The 15689-nt window shown below is 66.9% G+C and carries 13 protein-coding genes; 3 read left to right on the top strand and 10 right to left on the bottom strand.

Annotated features, from left to right (window positions below; genetic code table 11):
• Positions 1 to 10: 10 nt before the first annotated feature.
• Together HNE05_RS15560 and HNE05_RS15555 are read right to left on the bottom strand one after the other, a co-directional pair.
• Positions 11 to 1801: an acyl-CoA dehydrogenase C-terminal domain-containing protein gene (locus tag HNE05_RS15560; RefSeq protein WP_173209030.1), complete on the bottom strand. Its 1791-nt coding sequence runs from the start codon at positions 1799 to 1801 to the stop codon at positions 11 to 13.
• The gene (locus HNE05_RS15555; RefSeq protein ID WP_173209028.1) at positions 1798 to 3036 is read right to left on the bottom strand and encodes a 3-hydroxyacyl-CoA dehydrogenase; all 1239 of its coding nucleotides are present in this window, start codon (positions 3034 to 3036) and stop codon (positions 1798 to 1800) included. The genes HNE05_RS15560 and HNE05_RS15555 overlap by 4 nt, the downstream gene beginning before the upstream one ends.
• A gap of 107 nt (positions 3037 to 3143) precedes the next feature.
• Between HNE05_RS15555 and HNE05_RS15550 the strand changes: the two genes are divergently transcribed.
• On the top strand, positions 3144 to 4043 hold the full coding sequence (locus HNE05_RS15550; RefSeq protein ID WP_173209026.1) for a LysR family transcriptional regulator: 900 nt from the start codon (positions 3144 to 3146) through the stop codon (positions 4041 to 4043).
• A gap of 198 nt (positions 4044 to 4241) precedes the next feature.
• On the top strand, positions 4242 to 5864 hold the full coding sequence (locus HNE05_RS15545) for a methyl-accepting chemotaxis protein (RefSeq protein WP_173209024.1): 1623 nt from the start codon (positions 4242 to 4244) through the stop codon (positions 5862 to 5864).
• 163 nt (positions 5865 to 6027) lie between these two features.
• Here the strand turns inward: HNE05_RS15545 and HNE05_RS15540 are convergent, their stop codons facing one another.
• From HNE05_RS15540 to ada, 8 genes are all read right to left on the bottom strand, one after another.
• The gene (locus HNE05_RS15540; protein WP_173209022.1) at positions 6028 to 7158 is read right to left on the bottom strand and encodes a GGDEF domain-containing protein; all 1131 of its coding nucleotides are present in this window, start codon (positions 7156 to 7158) and stop codon (positions 6028 to 6030) included.
• A 171-nt stretch (positions 7159 to 7329) separates the two neighbouring features.
• A complete protein-coding gene (locus tag HNE05_RS15535) occupies positions 7330 to 7779 on the bottom strand; it encodes a DMT family transporter (RefSeq protein WP_173211698.1) in 450 nt (149 codons plus the stop codon).
• Between the two features lie 230 nt (positions 7780 to 8009).
• The gene (locus HNE05_RS15530; protein ID WP_173209020.1) at positions 8010 to 8495 is read right to left on the bottom strand and encodes a GNAT family N-acetyltransferase; all 486 of its coding nucleotides are present in this window, start codon (positions 8493 to 8495) and stop codon (positions 8010 to 8012) included.
• Entirely contained in the window at positions 8492 to 9055 is a 564-nt protein-coding gene (locus HNE05_RS15525) for a DUF4136 domain-containing protein (protein ID WP_173209018.1), read from the bottom strand. Before HNE05_RS15525 ends, HNE05_RS15530 begins: the two co-directional genes overlap by 4 nt.
• 63 nt (positions 9056 to 9118) lie before the next feature.
• Complete coding sequence (locus tag HNE05_RS15520) at positions 9119 to 9712, bottom strand: DUF4136 domain-containing protein (protein WP_173209016.1); 594 nt, start codon at positions 9710 to 9712, stop codon at positions 9119 to 9121.
• A gap of 79 nt (positions 9713 to 9791) precedes the next feature.
• Entirely contained in the window at positions 9792 to 10541 is a 750-nt protein-coding gene (locus HNE05_RS15515) for a methyltransferase domain-containing protein (protein ID WP_173209013.1), read from the bottom strand.
• A complete protein-coding gene (locus HNE05_RS15510; RefSeq protein WP_173209011.1) occupies positions 10538 to 10843 on the bottom strand; it encodes a nucleotide pyrophosphohydrolase in 306 nt (101 codons plus the stop codon). Before HNE05_RS15510 ends, HNE05_RS15515 begins: the two co-directional genes overlap by 4 nt.
• A 141-nt stretch (positions 10844 to 10984) precedes the next feature.
• Complete coding sequence (gene ada / locus HNE05_RS15505; RefSeq protein ID WP_173209009.1) at positions 10985 to 12022, bottom strand: bifunctional DNA-binding transcriptional regulator/O6-methylguanine-DNA methyltransferase Ada; 1038 nt, start codon at positions 12020 to 12022, stop codon at positions 10985 to 10987.
• A gap of 160 nt (positions 12023 to 12182) precedes the next feature.
• On the opposite strand from ada, the gene HNE05_RS15500 reads away from it, so the two are divergent.
• Entirely contained in the window at positions 12183 to 15689 is a 3507-nt protein-coding gene (locus HNE05_RS15500) for a response regulator (RefSeq protein WP_173209007.1), read from the top strand.

Here is a 15689-nt window from a genome sequence, read left to right as displayed (position 1 = left end):
CTACTGTGCCTCAGAACGCGAAGCTCGCCTCCGGCATCGCCATCAGGCACTCGGCGCCGCCCAGCAGGGCTTCGCGGTGGCTGCTGGCGCGCGGCAGCATGCGACGCAGGTAGAACTCGGCGCTGTGCAGCTTGGCCTGGTAGAACGCGGCCTCGCCGCTGCCGGCGTCCAGGGCATCCTGCGCGGTGGCGGCGGCCTGCAGCCAGAAACCGGCCAGCAACACATAGGCCGAGTACTGCAGGAAGTCCACCGAGACCGCGCCGATTTCCTGGGCGTCGCGCTGGCTGAGGGCGATCACCTCAGCAGTCAGCTCGCGCCATTCGCCCAGGCGCGTCTGCACCGTGCGGGCCATCGCGCTCAGCGCCGGGCGCTGGGTCTGGGCGTCGCACAGGGCGCTGAGTTCGCCGATCAGTGCGCTGAGTTCGGTACCGCCATCGCCGAGCAGTTTGCGGCGGATGTAGTCGAGCGCCTGGATGCCATTGGTACCTTCATAGAGCTGGGTGATACGGCTGTCGCGCATCAGCTGTTCCATGCCCCATTCGCGGATGAAACCGTGGCCGCCGTAGACCTGCACCGCATGGCTGGCGACTTCCTGGCCCATGTCGGTGAAGAAGGCTTTGACGATCGGGATCAGCAGTGCCGCGCGCTTGCCGGCGGCCTTGCACGCGGCGGCATCTTCGGCAGCGTGCTCCAGATCGAGCTGGCGCGCGGTGTAGGCGGCGAGCATGCGGCAACCTTCGACCAGGCTCTTCTGGGTCAGTAGCATGCGCCGCACATCCGGGTGCACGATGATCGGGTCGGCCGCTTTCTCCGGTGCCACGGCGCCGCTCAGGCCTCGCGACTGCAGGCGCTCGCGGGCATAGCGCAGGGCGCCCTGGAACGCCGCCTCGCCGATGCCCAGGCCCTGCAGGCCGACTTGGAAACGCGCGTCGTTCATCATGGTGAACATGCAGGCCAGGCCCTGGTTGGCCTCGCCGATCAGCCAGCCGGTGGCGCCGTCGAAGTTCATCACGCAGGTGGAGGCGCCCTTGATGCCCATCTTGTGCTCGATGGCGCCGCAGCTCAGGGCGTTCTTCGCCGCCAGCGAGCCGTCGGCGTTGACAGCGAACTTGGGTACCAGCAGCAGGCTGATGCCCTTCACGCCTCCAGGTGCATCCGGCAGGCGTGCCAGCACCAGATGGATGATGTTCTCGGAGAAGTCCTGCTCGCCGCCGCTGATAAAGATCTTGCTGCCGCTGACCTTGTAGCTGCCATCGGCTTGGGGTTCGGCCTTGGTGCGCAGCATGGCCAGGTCGGTGCCGGCCTGGGGTTCGGTCAGGCACATGGTGCCGGTCCACTGGCCGCTGACCATCTTGGCCAGGTAGTCGCGTTTGAGGTCGTCGCTGCCGTGCTTGTGCAGGGCCAGCACGGCGCCTTCGGTAAGGCCGGAGTAGACGCGAAAAGACAGCGAGGAGGCCATCAGCATTTCGTGGAAGGCGAAGGCCACCAGCTGCGGGAAACCCTGGCCGCCGAACTCGGTCGGCCCGGTCATGCTGGCCCAGCCGTTGTCGACAAATTGCTGGTAGGCGGCGCGGAAACCCTTGGGCGTGGTGACGTTGCCCTCGACCAACTGGCAGCCTTCCTCGTCGCTGTTGCGGTTGAGCGGGGCGATCTCGTTGCCGGTGAAGGCGGCGGCTTCTTCCAGTACGCCATCGATCAGCTCGCGGTCCAGGCTGTTGCCCAGGCGTGCGCAGTGGCCGGCGACATCGAACAGTTCATGGAGGACGAAGCGCATGTCGCGCAGGGGCGCCTGGTAGCTCATACCTGGCCCTCCTTCACATCCGCGAAGCGTTTGCCGCCTTCCACCAGACGGTCGATCAACTTGGCCGGTTGCCAGTGCGGGCCGAAGCGCTCGGTCAGTTGCAGCAGGCGCTCGCGGATGGCGGCCAGGCCCTGGGCGTCGGCCCAGGCCATCGGGCCATTTTTATCGGCGGGGAAGCCGTAGCCGTTCAGATACACCAGGTCGATGTCGTGGCTGTTGGCGGCGATGTTCTCTTCGAGGATCTTCGCGCCTTCATTGACCAGGGCCAGCAGGCAGCGCACCAGGATTTCCTCCTGGCCGACGCTGCGGCGCTGGTAGCCGAGGCGCTCGGCCTCGCGCTGCACCAGGGCATCCACTTCCGGGTCGTGCTCGGCCTGGCGGCTGCCTGGCGCGTAGAGGTAGTAGCCCTTGCCGGCCTTCTGGCCGAAGCGGCCGAGTTCGCACAGGCGGTTGTCCACCTGCACCTGGGCCACATCCTGGCCCTTGCCTGCCAGTTCGCGGGCGCGCCATTCCAGGTCGATGCCGACCACGTCGTACATGCGGAACGGGCCCATGGCGAAGCCGAAGCCCTGCAGGGCGCTGTCCACCTGATGCGGGTAGGCGCCTTCGAGCAGCATGCTGCGCGCCTCGAACACGTAGGTGTGCAGCATGCGGTTGCCGATGAAGCCGTCGCAGTTGCCGGCCACCACGCTGACCTTGCCGATGCGCTGGCCGAGGGCCACGGCGGCGTCCAGTACCGCTGGAGCAGTGTGGGCGCCACGGATGATTTCCAGCAGCTTCATGATGTGCGCCGGACTGAAGAAGTGCAGGCCGAGCACGTCCTGCGGGCGGGCGGTGACGGCGGCGATGGCGTCGATGTCCAGCGCCGAGGTGTTGCTGGAGAGGATCGCGCCTTGCTTCACGGTGGCGTCGAGGGTGCGGAAGATCTGCTGCTTCAGTTCGAGGTTCTCGTAGACCGCCTCGATCACCAGATCGGCGTCGGCCAGATCGGCATAGTCATTGACCGCCTGGATGCGCGCGCGGCGCAGGCTGGCCTCGCCGGTGCTGATGCGGCCCTTGGCAACGTGCTGCGCCCAGGTGTCTTCGGCCATCTGCAGGCCGGCTTCGACCATCTGCGGGTTGTTGTCCAGCCACAGCACTGGGATGCCGGCGTTGGCCAGGCTGATGACGATACCGCGGCCCATGGTGCCGGCGCCGATCACGGCAGCCTGCTGGATGGTGTAGTTGTTGCTCATCGAACGCCCCCACAGAAGAAGTCAGTCACCCAAAACGGAACTGACGCACCTTAAGTACCGGGCTACTATTTGGGAAATTTTGTCTTGTGATAAGTTGAATTCAGTAAGTGAATATATTGACCTTCGACCTCAACCTGCTGCGCGTGCTCGATGCCCTGCTGCGCGAGCGCAACGTGTCGCGCGCAGCCGAGCGCTTGTCGCTCAGCCAGCCGGCGGTGAGCAATGCGCTCAATCGCCTGCGCGACCTGCTCGACGACCCGCTGCTGGTGCGCGTTGGCCGGGCCATGCAGCCGACACCACGGGCCCTGGCCCTGGAAGCGCCGATCCGCGATGCCCTGCAGCGCATCGAACAGAGTCTCGGCGAGGGCGCGCCCTTCGACCCGGCCAGCAGCCGTCAGCGCTTTCGCATCGCGGTGACCGACTATGTCGAGCTGATCCTTATGCCGCGCCTGCTCAAGCTGTTGGCCGAGCGCGCGCCGGGGCTGCGCATCGATATCCAGCACCTGTCGCCCAGCCTGCCGGGCGAGGCGCTGGAGAAGGGCGAGCTGGATCTGGTGCTGGGCCGCTTCGAGCAGGTGCCGGTGCGCTTTCAGCGCCAGCAGTGGGTCAGTGAAACCCTGCAGCTGGTGGCCCATCGCGAGCACCCGCAGCTGGCGGCGGGCCTCGATCTGGACGGCTTCCTCGGCTTGCGTCATCTGTGGGTGCATGGCGGGCAGACCCGCGGCATGGTCGAACAGTGGCTGGGCGAGCGCGGGCTGAGTCGCGAGATCGTCTACACCACGCCCAACTATCTGCAGGCCGCGCACATAGTCGCCAGCAGCGAACTGGTGGCCGTGCTGCCGGTGCGCCTGGCGCGCTACTTCGCCGAGCTGCTGCCGTTGCAGTTGCACGAGTTGCCCTTTGACCTCGGACCTTTCCACCTGGATATCGTCAGCCTCGGCCTGCGCCAGCGCGATGCAGCCTTGCAGTGGCTGATCGAGCGCATCCTGGAGCTGGGGCGGGACTAGCAAGTCGTGCACGAATCGGCTGGCTCTACTGCCTTTTGCCTAGTCTGCTGCGCGGCGGATCTAAGGTTTTCCCTGATAGAGGCCGCTGCGCCGTGGCCGATAGCCTGACCACAGCGGCGCGCTGAAGCCGCTGCCAGGGCACCGCAGAGTGCCTGGGCCACCGTCCGTGGGGCGGCTTTTCAATCCGGGAGAACCATCATGCTGAATCAACTGAGCGTGCGCAGCCGTCTGCTGGCGCTGGCCCTGCTGCCCCTGGCCGTGCTGCTGGGGGTGATGCTGCTGGCGCTGAGCAACGCCGGGCGGATCAACCAGAGTTTCGAAGAGCTGTTCATCGACCGCATGCAGCCGATCAGCCAGCTCAAGGAAGTCTCCGACGCCTACGCGGTGAGCATGGTCGACGCCCTGCACAAGCACCGCGCCGGCCTGCTCGACGAGAACGCCCTGCGGCAGACCTTCGGCGCCGCGCGCCAGCGTATCGACCAGGCCTGGGGCGCCTACACCGCGACCCGCCTCACCGCCGAGGAAGACAGTCGGGTGGCCCGTACCCGACCGCTGATGGCGGCGGCCGACCGCCTGGCCCAGGAGCTGCTCGGCGAGGCCGGCGATGGCCTGCGCAACGAGGACACGGCCAGCTTCAACCAGCGCCTGTATGCCACCTTCGATCCGCTCAGCACCGAGCTGGATGGCCTGGTGCGTCTGCAACTCAGCGAAGGCGATAAGCTGCATGAGGCGGCCGCCGCCGAGTATCAGGGCATGCAGAACAGCTTCATCGCCATCGGTCTGGTGGCGCTGACCTTGGTGCTGGGTTTCAGCCTGCTGGTCAATCGCTCCATCAATCGCCCACTGCAGGCCCTGTGCGCCCTGATCGGCCAGGTGCAGAGCAGTTCCGACCTGACCTTGCGCGCCGACAGCGCCGGCGAAGACGAGCTGGCGCGCACGGCCGCCGCGTTCAACGCCATGCTCGAACACTTCCAGCAGCTGATTCGCCACCTCGGCGACTCGTCCATCCAGCTGGCCGCCGCCTCCGAGGAAATGAGCGCGATCAGTGCCCAGGTCAGCGATGCTGCCTCCGGCCAGGGCGAGCAGACCACCATGGTCGCCACTGCCGTACACCAGATGAGCGCGGCGATTCAGGAGGTGGCCCAGAACGCCCTGGGCATGTCACACATGGCCGGTGACGCGCGCCGCGAAGCGCACCAGGGCACGGCGCTGGTGCAGGCCAACCTGCAGTCGATCGAGCGCCTGTCGCAGTCGGTGCAGGAGGGCGCCGCGGTGATCAATCGCCTGCACAGCCAGAGCGACGAGATTGGCAGCGTGCTGGGGGTGATCCGCAGCATCGCCGAGCAGACCAACCTGCTGGCGCTGAATGCCGCCATCGAGGCGGCGCGGGCCGGCGAGGCGGGCCGTGGTTTCGCCGTGGTGGCCGACGAGGTGCGCAGCCTGGCGAGCAACACGCAGAAGGCCACCGAGTCGATCCGCGGCATGATCGATGCGTTGCAGGACGGCGCGCGCCTGGCGGTGGCGGCCATGCAGCAGTCCCGTGAGCAGGCCGAAGCCAGCGTCAGCCATGCCCGCGAGTCCGGCGAGGTGCTGGCGCATATCGCCAATGCCATCGACGGCATCGCCGATGGCAACGTGCAGATTTCCACCGCCACCGAGGAGCAGACCGCCGTGGCCAACGAGATCAGCCAGAACATCACCCAGCTCAACGACAGCATCCAGGAAGTGGTCAGCGGCGCCCAGCAGAGCGCCATCGCCAGCCGCGACCTGGCCCAGTTGGCCAGCGGCCAGCAACAGCAGGTGGAGCGCTTCCGCGCCTGATCAACCCAAGGCCTGGTGAGGATAGTTAGCGCGGCGCCATCGCGCTCTGCAGAGCAGATGCGGGGTGTGCGCGCTCACCTGTTCAGGGCAGTGGGTGTGTAGGCCTTGCCGTGGTCTGCACGCCGCTATCGCCCAGCCGTGGCAGAGAAGGTTTGCGCGAGCTTCAGTCCAGGCCGGCCAGTACCAGGCGATCGCGGCCTTCGGCCTTGGCCAGGTACAGCGCATCGTCGACGCGCTTGAAAAAGGCCTCGGCGTTGCCGTCGCGCCGTGCGTCAAAGCTGCCGACGCCGATACTGGTGGTCATCGGCAGGGCTTGCCCCTGGATTTCCAGGCCCTGGCTGGCCAGGTTGCCGCGAAACTCCTCCGCCAGCTCGCGGGCCTGCTCCAGCGGGGTGTCCATCATCAGCACGCCGAACTCTTCGCCCCCCAGGCGCAGCAGGGCATCGCTGTCGCGGCGGAACACCACGCGCATGCGCTCGGCGAAGGCATGCAGGCACTGGTCACCGGTGCTGTGACCATATTCGTCGTTGATGCGTTTGAAGAAGTCGATATCCAGCAGCACCAGTGACAGTTGCCCGCCGTGGCGCTGCACGTTGGCCACCAGCGCGGTGAACAGGCCGTTGAACTGCAGGCGATTGCCCAGCTGGGTGAGGCTGTCGGTGCGGCTGAGCAGGTCGTAGCGCTCGCGCTGCTCAATCAGCTGCTGCTCCATGGTCAGGGTGTTGCGGTACTCGCGGTGGCTGCGGCTGAGGGCCAGCAGCAGGTAGCTGAGGTAGAACGCCAGGGTGACCAGCAGCGCTTGCTGTTCCTCCCGTTGCATCATCAATACGGCCAGCCCCGGCAGATAGAGCAGGAGGATGGCCGACATGCAGCGCTCCTTGCGCATGGAGAAGTTGAAGGCCATGGCGGTGCTGAAGGCGATGGTGCTGAGCGTGGCGATCAGCCGTGAAGGCTCGAACTGGACGTCCTGCAAGGCCCAGGCATGGGCCAGGCCCCAGCTCAGCGAGGTGATATAGATCAGGTACCAGTGGCGATCGATCCACAGCTGCAGACAGGCGCTGCTGGTTTGTGCCGGCGGCTGATGCACCAGGCGCAGGGCCAGCATCAAAGCGAAAAAGGCCGAGCCGAGCAGGCCGCTGCCGAGCATGTCCAGCGGCGCACTGCTGAACAGCCAGGTCAGCAACCAGGCCAGCAGGTAATAGATGCCCCCCAGCCGGGTGCGTACGCGGGTGTCCTGTACTTCACGCCAGAGGGCGAAGGTGTGCGGTTGGCTGGGCAGTTCAGAATCGGTCATGTGCGGTGGTCACGAATACGGCCTGCGCAAGCATAGCCATAGGTCGTTGGCGATTGCTACCCGATTGCCAGTATGAGCCGAGCTCGCCTACTCAGGATTTTCCCGAGGTCAGGCTCATGCAGTCAGGGATGTCGCGAGCACCCTCTGCCGGGTGCCGTCACCCGTCACCTCTCAGCTACGGCGGATCAGCCAGATACCGGCGACGATCAGCGCCAGGCCGGCGGCCTTGCTCAGGGTGATCGGCGCTTCGCGAAAACCGGCCCAGCCATTGTGATCGAGCAGCAGGGCCATGCTCAACTGCCCGGCGAGGACCAGCACCATGAACAGCAGGGCACCGATGCGCGGCCCGGCAAAGGCGGCAGTGGCGATGAAGAAGGCGCCGAGCAGGCCGCCGCTCCAGTGCCACCAGCTGAGCCCCTTGAAGGCGCCAAGGCCGGCGATGTCGCGTTGGGCCAGGACGATGATCAGCAGGGCCAGGCTGCCGACCAGGAACGACAACAGGGCCGCAGCCATGAAGCTGGACAGGTGTTTGGCCAACTGGCCATTGATACCGGCCTGCAGCGGCAGGCAGGCGCCGGCGATGAGGGGCAGGGCGAGTAACCACCAGTTGGGCATGGCGATCTCCGGGCAACACAGGGTGGGGCATTATGCGCTTTGCTGTCGAGTTGGTCAGCTTGTTGGCCGGTTGGCCGGCGCAGGCTATTCAGGGCGCCAGGGTTTAGCCATCTACGCGGGCCAGTCCGCAGGCTGGTCGTAACCCCTAGGGTGGATGACGCGTTTTTCATCCAACATGGAACCGCTCGGTGCATCGATGGAGCGCGGTCCACCCTACGAATAGCCATAGTTGAGGGTCACAGGTTTTTGCAGAACTGCACCAGCGCCACCCGCTCACCGTGCTTGTTCTGTCGTTCGACCAGGCCGCTGAGGGCATAGCCCAGGCGTGCATACAGCAGCAGCCCGGCGGCGTTCTGGTTGAAGCACGAGGCATGCAGCGCGCGGGCCTGGAAATCGCGGGCGGCGAGGCGCTCCATCACCCCGATAAGGTATTGCGCCACGCCCTGGCCACGGGCCCAGGGGGCGATCATCAGGTTGCCGAGGGCGCAGAACTCGCCGCGCTGGCTCTGATAAAAGTTGGCGAAGCCGGCCGGGCGCCCATCGAGCAGGGCCAGGGTGCTGCTCTGGCGCGTGGCGCAGGCCTCACTCAGCTGAGCGTGGGTCAGCGGCCAGCTGGCGCGGGGAAAGGCGAAGAACAGTTCCTCGGCGTTGTGCACGAAACCGAGCACTGCGGCGAGGTCATCGTCGTGGGCCGGGCGATGGCCGAGCAGGCGGTCATTCATTGCGGCGGGTACTGGCTGAGAACCTGGCCGACGGTTTCGCGGATGGCCGCTTCGCGCTCTGTGGGGGTGGGCGGCGAGCGGCGCATGACCTGTTCCGCGCTGCCGCGCCAGACCAGCTTGCCGTCCTTGCCGTCGAGCAGGTCGACCTGCAGGGTCGCCACCTTGTAGTCGACCGTGCGGGTTTCGGTCTGGATCGGCCCACCCCAGTAACCGCCCCAAGCGCCACCCCAGTACCCCATGGAGTAGTGGGTGCTGACCTGATCCTGGTGCTGTTCGACGATCAGCCAGACCTGCACCTTGAGGTCCGCCGGGCTGCCCTCTGGCGCCGGACGCAGGCCGCGCTGATCGAGTTGCTGGCTGACGGCCTCGCGGATGCGCTGCTCGGTGAGGTCACTCTTGACCCGTGGATCGTCCGGACGGTACTGCAGCGCCGGCTCCTGCCAGGTCCAGCTGCGGTAGCCGGCGAAATCGCGGCTGGCATCGTAATCACGCTCCACCTGCACATTCTGGCAGGCGGCCAGCAACAGCAGGATGGGTATCAGCAGCAGGCGCGGCAGCATGGGCAAACCTCCGAGGTAGAGCCTCTATCGAAGCGCACGGCGAGCGCTTCGGCAAGCCCTGTTTCAGTTTGGTGGATAGCTGCCCAGGGCATCGCTGATAGCGCGGCGCAGGGCATCGGCGCGATCGCTCTGGCTGCCCTGGCTGGGCGCTTCGGCATTGCCGCTCCAGACCGGCTCGCCGCTCTGCCCATCGAACAAGTCGATGCGCACCACCGTCACTTCCACCTCGTAGTTGCGCACCATGGGCACGCTGCCGTACATGCCGTAGTGATCACCATAGGGGCCGTGGCCGTAATAGCTGCCGTAGTCTTCGCGTACCTGGTACTGACGGCGCTCCAGCTGCAAGGACGCGCTGACCAGCAGATCGCCAGCGCCACTGCTCGGGCGCAGGCCGCGTTGGTCGAGGCCATTGCTCAGCGCCTCGGCGAGCAGCGCGCCATCGGCCCAGGCACTGCCGCTCGGCAACTGGCCATCGAGCCAACTCCAGTTGCGATAGCGACCGTAGTCACGCGGGGCGGCCGGGTAGGCGCTGCGGTCGAAATGGCTGGCCGCTTCTGCAGGTGCTGTCGGCAGCGGACGTGAATCGGCCACATAGGGGTTGGGGCTCTGGCAGGCCGCCAGCAGGGCTAGTGGAATGAAATAGATGGGGGCTTTCATGCTTGTCTCCTGGAGCCCGTTTCAGCGTAGCCCGGATGCAATCCGGGGCTCTGTGCCCGCATCCCGGATTGCATCCGGGCTACAGCGGCCGGCAGATCCAGTGCAGGTAGCGCCCCAGGCCGGCGAATGCCGGGTGGCGGCGATGTTCCAGCTCCATGGCCAGCAGGTCGGCCAGTTCCGCCTTGGCCTGGAAGGCGCTGGGCATGTAGTCGTGGAACACGCGCACACCGCTCTGGCTTTCGACCGTCCAGTGCTCGGCGAGTTGCGCCGCCAGCTCGCGTGGGTCGAGCGGGCGCTGCGGTGTCAGGCTCTGCTTCTCGCCGGCGAACTGGGCCTTGCGCAGCTTGCGAAAATGGCCCTTGAGCAGGTTGCGGTAGATCAGCGCGTCCTTGTTGTAGAAGGCCAACGACAGCCAGCCGCCGGGTGCGGTGAGCTGGTGCAGCACCGGCAGGATGGCGTGCGGCTCGGCCAGCCATTCCAGCACGGCATGGCAGAGCACCAGGTCAAAGGGCTGGTTGAACTGGCCGAGCAGTTCCTGCCAGGGCGCCTGGATAAAGGTCGCGTTCACCCCGGCTTCGGCAAAGCGCTGGCGGGCGCCTTCAAGCATCGGCGCGGCCGGTTCGGCGAGGGTCACCGCATGGCCGCGCTGGGCCAGCCACAGCGACATGTGGCCGAGCCCGGCGCCGATATCCAGCACGCGCAGCGGGCGCTCCGGCAGGCCCTCCTTGAGGTCGGCCTGGAGCACGGCCAGGCGGATCGCGCCCTTGGCGCCGCCGTATATTTTCTCGGCGAAGCGGGTGGCCAGTTCATCGAAGTGACGGTCGCTCATTGGGCAAAGCGCCTTTCGTTGTCGGCCAGCTTGGCCCGCACCACCTGTTCCATGTCGATGCCCAGCTCGCTGCACAGCAGCAACAGGTAGAGGACGATATCGCCGACTTCCTGGCCAGCATGCTGCAGCTGTTCGGCCGGCAATTGGCGCGACTGGTCTTCGCTGAGCCACTGGAAGATTTCCACCAGTTCGGCCATCTCCACGCTGGCGGCCATGGCCAGGTTCTTCGGGCTGTGGAAGGGGCGCCAGGCATTGCGATCGCGGATCGCATGCAGGCGTTGGGTGAGTTCGGCGAGGTTCATGGGGTGGCTCCGTTCAGGCCGCCTAGCTTCGGCCTGACGCGCGCGTACCGCAAGCCCGGAACAGCGTAGGAGCGAGCTCTGCTCGCGAACCAGGCGAGGTCAAACGCTTCGCGAGCAGAGCTCGCTCCTACGGAAACGGGGCTATTCGGCCGGGCAGCTGCCTTCCTTCTGCAGCAGCGCTGCCTTGCGCGGCACGCCCCAGCGATAGCCGGTGAGGCTGCCGCTGGCGCCGACGACCCGGTGGCAAGGCACCAGCAGGCCCAGCGGGTTGCTGGCGCAGGCGCGCGCCACGGCGCGGGCGTGGCTGCCGAGCTGGGCGGCCAGTTCGCCGTAGCGCCGCGTCTGCCCTACTGGAATGTCGCACAGGGCTTGCCACACCTGCTGCTGGAAGGCGGTGCCGCGCAGGTCCAGCGGCAGCTGGGCGGCCTGCTTCGGTTCGATGATCTGGCCGATCACCTGTTGCAGCCAGCCTTGCAAACCCTGCTGGTCGCGCTGCAGTTCGGCGGCGGCGAAGCGTTCGCCCAGCTCGCCGCACAGGCTGGCTTCGTCGTCGCCGAACAGCAGGGCGCAGGCGCCTTTGTCACTGGCGGCGAGCAGCAGCAGGCCGAGCGGACAGGCGGCAATGGCGTAGCGCAGGGTTTCTCCAGCGCCCTTGTGCCGCCGCTGCGCCGGGCTGAGGGCGCCGGCCTGGGTATAGAGAGCGCGGGTGCCGGGATAGCCGGCGTCGAGCGCGGCCTGCAGCACCGTATCGGCCTGGGCCAGGTTGGCGTCCAGCCGCTGGCGTCGGTAGGCGGCAAGCCAGGCCCTGGGAGTGAGGCCGGTACGGGCCTTGAAGGCGCGGGTCAGGTGCGAGGCGGAGAGGCCGATGCGTGCGGCCAGTTGCTCCAGGGTCGGTGCCGGCTCGCTGTGCTGAAGCAATTGGCAGGCCGCGATCACTAGCTCGTCGAGCTGTTCGGCCGGGCTCTTACCCTGTGGCGAACAGCGCTTGCACGGGCGAAATCCGGCAGCCTCGGCAGCCTCGGCGGCGGTATGGAAACTGACGTTGGCGCGCTTCGGTCGGCGCGCCGGGCAACTGGGTCGGCAGTAGATGCCGGTGCTGCGCACGGCGAAGACGAACTGGCCATCGCGCCCGGCATCCCGGGCGCAAACGGCTTGCCAGCAAAGGTCGGCATCGAGCATGGCGCTGTCCTCAAAAAGCATGGGCTGATTGTCAGCCTGTCGACGCTGGCTGCCAATGCACATCTGACTTTCAAAGTTTTTGACCTCGTGCGCGCGCCGCGACAAAACGCTAACAGCCCCTAAGCTGAAGGCGAGTCCGTTCAGCGCAAGGAAGGTGCCCATGCTGCGTCTGTGGTTGCTGTTGCTGTGTCTGCTGCCCCTGACGGCGCCGGCGGCATTGTCCTTGAGCGAAGAACAGCAGGCCTGGCTGCGCGAGCACCCGAGTATCCGCGTCGGCATCGAGCGGGCGGGCTGGGCGCCCTTCGATGTGCTGGATAAACAGGGCCGGCATAGCGGCCTCAGTGGTGATTATCTGCAACTGCTCGGCCAGCGCCTGGGCGTGCGTTTCGAGCCGGTGCTGCTGGACGACTGGGAGGCGGCGCTCAAGGCGCTGCGCAGCGGCCAAGTCGATGTCCTGCCGTCGGTGGCCAAGACTCCGGAGCGCGCGGCCTTCATGGCCTTCAGCGAACCCTACCTGACCAGCAGCAGCCTGATTTTCACCCGCAGCGAGGTGAAGGTGCAGCGCATTGGCGACCTGGCGGGGCGGCTGGTGGCCATCGAGCGCGGCTACGTGCTGCAGCAGGCCCTGCGCGAGCGCGTGGCGGATGTGCGCCTGCTCGAGGTAACGGACAGCGAGGCGGCCTTGCGCGCGGTGTCGTCCGGGCGCGCCGATGCTTATGTCGGCGACATGATCGTCGCCAGCTACCTGATCCGCGAACTCAACCTGACCAACCTGGAACTGCGCGGCGAAACCGGGCTGTCCACCAGCGAATTCCGCTTCGCCGTGCGCCAGGACTGGCCGCAGCTGGTCGGCCTGCTCAATCAGGCACTGGAGCAGGTCAGTCATGAGGAACGCGAAGCGATCAAGGAGCGCTGGCTGCCGCCGCTCAGCGCGTTCAACTGGCGGCGCCTGCTGCAGGTCGGCTGGCCCTACCTGCTCGGCCTGCTGGGGCTGATCATCTTCGTGCTGCTGTGGAACCGCCGCCTGTCGGTGCAGATCATCGAGCGCCAGCGCGCCGAGGCCGAGGCGCAGCGCCAGCGCAGCACCCTGCTGGCGCTGATCAACGCGATCCCCGATCCGATCTGGTTCAAGGATGCCGAGGGCCGTTACCTGGGCATCAACCAGGCCTGCGCTGAGCTGTTCGGGCGCACCCGTGAGGAGGTGCAGGGCCTGCGTGACGGCGAGCTGCTGAACCCCGAGTGGGCGGCGATTCGTACCGAGCATGACCTCACCGCGCTGAACTGGACCGGCCCCTACGAGAGCGAAGGCTGGGCGCTGTACCCGGATGGCCGGCGGGTGGTGTTCGATACCCTGCGCACGCCTTTTACCGATGAGCACGGGCTGCTGCTGGGGCTGGTCGGCGTCAGCCGTGACATCACCGTGCGCAAGCAGACCGAGGCCGAGCTGGCCAAGGCCAAGGAGCTGGCCGAGGAGGCGGCGCGGCTGAAATCGGACTTCCTGGCCAACATGAGCCATGAGATCCGCACGCCGATGAACGCCATCATCGGCATGTCGCACCTGGCTCTGAAGACCGAGCTGAACCCGCGCCAGCGCGATTACCTGGGCAAGATCCAGCAGGCCGGCCAGCACCTGCTGGGGATCATCAACGACATCCTCGACTTCTCCAAGATCGAGGCCGGCAAGCTGACCATCGAACACATCGACTTCGACCTGCAGCAGGTGCTGGAGAACCTCGCCAACCTGATCGGCGACAAAGTCGCCAGCAAGGGCCTGGAGCTGGTGTTCAGCCTCGACCCCGAGCTGCCCCAGCACCTGGTTGGCGACCCGTTGCGCCTGGGACAGATCCTGATCAATTACAGCAATAACGCGGTGAAATTCACCGAGCAGGGCGAAGTCGAGGTGATCCTGCGCGCCGAGCAGCGCACGGCCGAGCAGGTGCAGCTGTACCTCGGCGTGCGCGATACCGGCATCGGCCTGACCAGCGAGCAGCTGGGCCGGCTGTTCGAGTCGTTCCAGCAGGCCGACACCTCGACCACGCGCAAGTACGGCGGCACCGGGCTCGGCCTGGCTATCTGCAAGAGCCTGGCCGAAGCCATGGGCGGCACGGTCGGGGTGGAGAGCGAGCTGGGACGCGGCAGTCTGTTCTGGTGCCGGATTCCGCTGGGCATCGCCGGGCAGCAAGGTCAGCGCCTGCTGGCTCAGGCCGATCTGCGCGGGCGCCGGGTGCTGGTGGTGGACGACAACGACAGCGCCCGCCACGTGCTGCACGACCTGCTGGAGGGCATGAGCTTTCGCGTCGAGGCAGTCGATTCCGGCAAGGCGGCGCTGCAGCGGGTGCAACTCGCGGCGCAGCAGGGGCAGCCGTTCGAGCTGGTGCTGCTGGACTGGCAGATGCCCGGCATGGACGGCATCGAGACGGCGCGGCGGCTGCTCGAGCTGGGCCTGCAGCCGGCGCCACACTTGTTGATGGTCACCGCCCATGGCCGTGAGGAAGTGTTGCAGGGCGCCTACAAGGTCGGGGTCGAGGATGTGCTGCTCAAGCCGCTGAACCCCTCGCAGCTGTTCGACGCGGTGATCCGCAGCCTGGGTGGCGAGGGCGCCAGCGCAGACTACGGGCGGCTGCTGGTGGCCGAGCAGGTGCCCAACTTTGCCGGCCAGCGCGTGCTGCTGGTGGAAGACAACGAGCTGAACCGCGAAGTCGCCTGTGGCCTGCTGCAGGAAAGCGGCCTGCAGATCGACCAGGCCGAGCATGGCGGCATCGCCCTCGACCTGCTGCGCGCCAGTGCCGACGGCCACTACGCCCTGGTGCTGATGGACATGCAGATGCCGGTGCTGGATGGCATCGCCTGTACCGAGGCGATCCGCCGTGAGCCGCGCTTCGCCGCGCTGCCGATCTTGGCCATGACCGCCAACGCCATGCCCGCCGACCGTGAGCGCTGCCTGGCTGCTGGAATGAATGACCACCTGGGTAAACCCATCGATCCCGCTGAACTGTGGCACACCCTCGGTCGGTGGCTCACGGCGAGCGCGGCGCCGTCGGCAGCTGTCGGCGGAGCACTGGGCGAGCCGCTGCCGGCCTGGCAGTTGCCAGGAGTGGATGTGGCCAGCGGCCTGCGCCGGGTATTGGGCAAGCCGGAGCTGTACCAGCGCCTGCTCGGCAAGTTCGCCGCCAGCCAGCAGGACTTCCCCGCCCAGCTGCGGGCTGCGCTGGCCGCTGGCGAGAGCGAGGCGGCCGAACGCCTGGCGCACAGCCTCAAGGGCCTGGCCGGCAACCTCGGCGCCATGGATCTGGCTGCCCAGGCGGCGGCCCTGGAGAGCGCGGTCAAGGATGCCCGGCATGCCGAACTGGAAACCCTGCTGGGCGAGCTGGAGCAGAGTTTGCTGGCCCTGGTGGCGGCCATCGAAACCCTGTGTCCGCCGGCCTCCACGGCAGCCGCTGTGCTGGTCGACGAGACGCAACTGCTGCCACTCTGCCGGCAATTGCAGCGACTGTTCGCCGACGACGACCCGCGCGCCGGAAAAGTCTTCGATGAACAGGCCGAACTGCTGCGCAGCGCCTTTAATAGTGAGTATGTGGCGCTGGCAGCCGCGGTGCGTGGCTACGACTTCGAACAGGCGCTGGTCGTGCTGCGGCAAGCGGCAGAACGGCGGCAACTGAAGCTTTGA

Source organism: Pseudomonas campi (assembly GCF_013200955.2).
Taxonomy (GTDB): Bacteria; Pseudomonadota; Gammaproteobacteria; order Pseudomonadales; family Pseudomonadaceae; genus Aquipseudomonas; species Aquipseudomonas campi.
Note: the sequence above shows the minus strand (reverse complement) of the source record. Positions and strands in the feature narration are given on the sequence as shown.

Excerpts from the sequence above, each read along its gene's own strand:
- HNE05_RS15560 (WP_173209030.1), bottom strand. The coding sequence starts at position 1,801 with ATGAGCTACCAGGCGCCCCTGCGCGACATGCGCTTCGTCCTCCATGAA.
- HNE05_RS15555 (WP_173209028.1), bottom strand. The coding sequence starts at position 3,036 with ATGAGCAACAACTACACCATCCAGCAGGCTGCCGTGATCGGCGCCGGC.
- HNE05_RS15500 (WP_173209007.1), top strand. The coding sequence starts at position 12,183 with ATGCTGCGTCTGTGGTTGCTGTTGCTGTGTCTGCTGCCCCTGACGGCG.
- HNE05_RS15545 (WP_173209024.1), top strand. The coding sequence starts at position 4,242 with ATGCTGAATCAACTGAGCGTGCGCAGCCGTCTGCTGGCGCTGGCCCTG.
- HNE05_RS15525 (WP_173209018.1), bottom strand. The coding sequence starts at position 9,055 with ATGCTGCCGCGCCTGCTGCTGATACCCATCCTGCTGTTGCTGGCCGCC.
- HNE05_RS15515 (WP_173209013.1), bottom strand. The coding sequence starts at position 10,541 with ATGAGCGACCGTCACTTCGATGAACTGGCCACCCGCTTCGCCGAGAAA.
- HNE05_RS15540 (WP_173209022.1), bottom strand. The coding sequence starts at position 7,158 with ATGACCGATTCTGAACTGCCCAGCCAACCGCACACCTTCGCCCTCTGG.
- ada (WP_173209009.1), bottom strand. The coding sequence starts at position 12,022 with ATGCTCGATGCCGACCTTTGCTGGCAAGCCGTTTGCGCCCGGGATGCC.
- HNE05_RS15530 (WP_173209020.1), bottom strand. The coding sequence starts at position 8,495 with ATGAATGACCGCCTGCTCGGCCATCGCCCGGCCCACGACGATGACCTC.
- HNE05_RS15520 (WP_173209016.1), bottom strand. The coding sequence starts at position 9,712 with ATGAAAGCCCCCATCTATTTCATTCCACTAGCCCTGCTGGCGGCCTGC.
- HNE05_RS15510 (WP_173209011.1), bottom strand. The coding sequence starts at position 10,843 with ATGAACCTCGCCGAACTCACCCAACGCCTGCATGCGATCCGCGATCGC.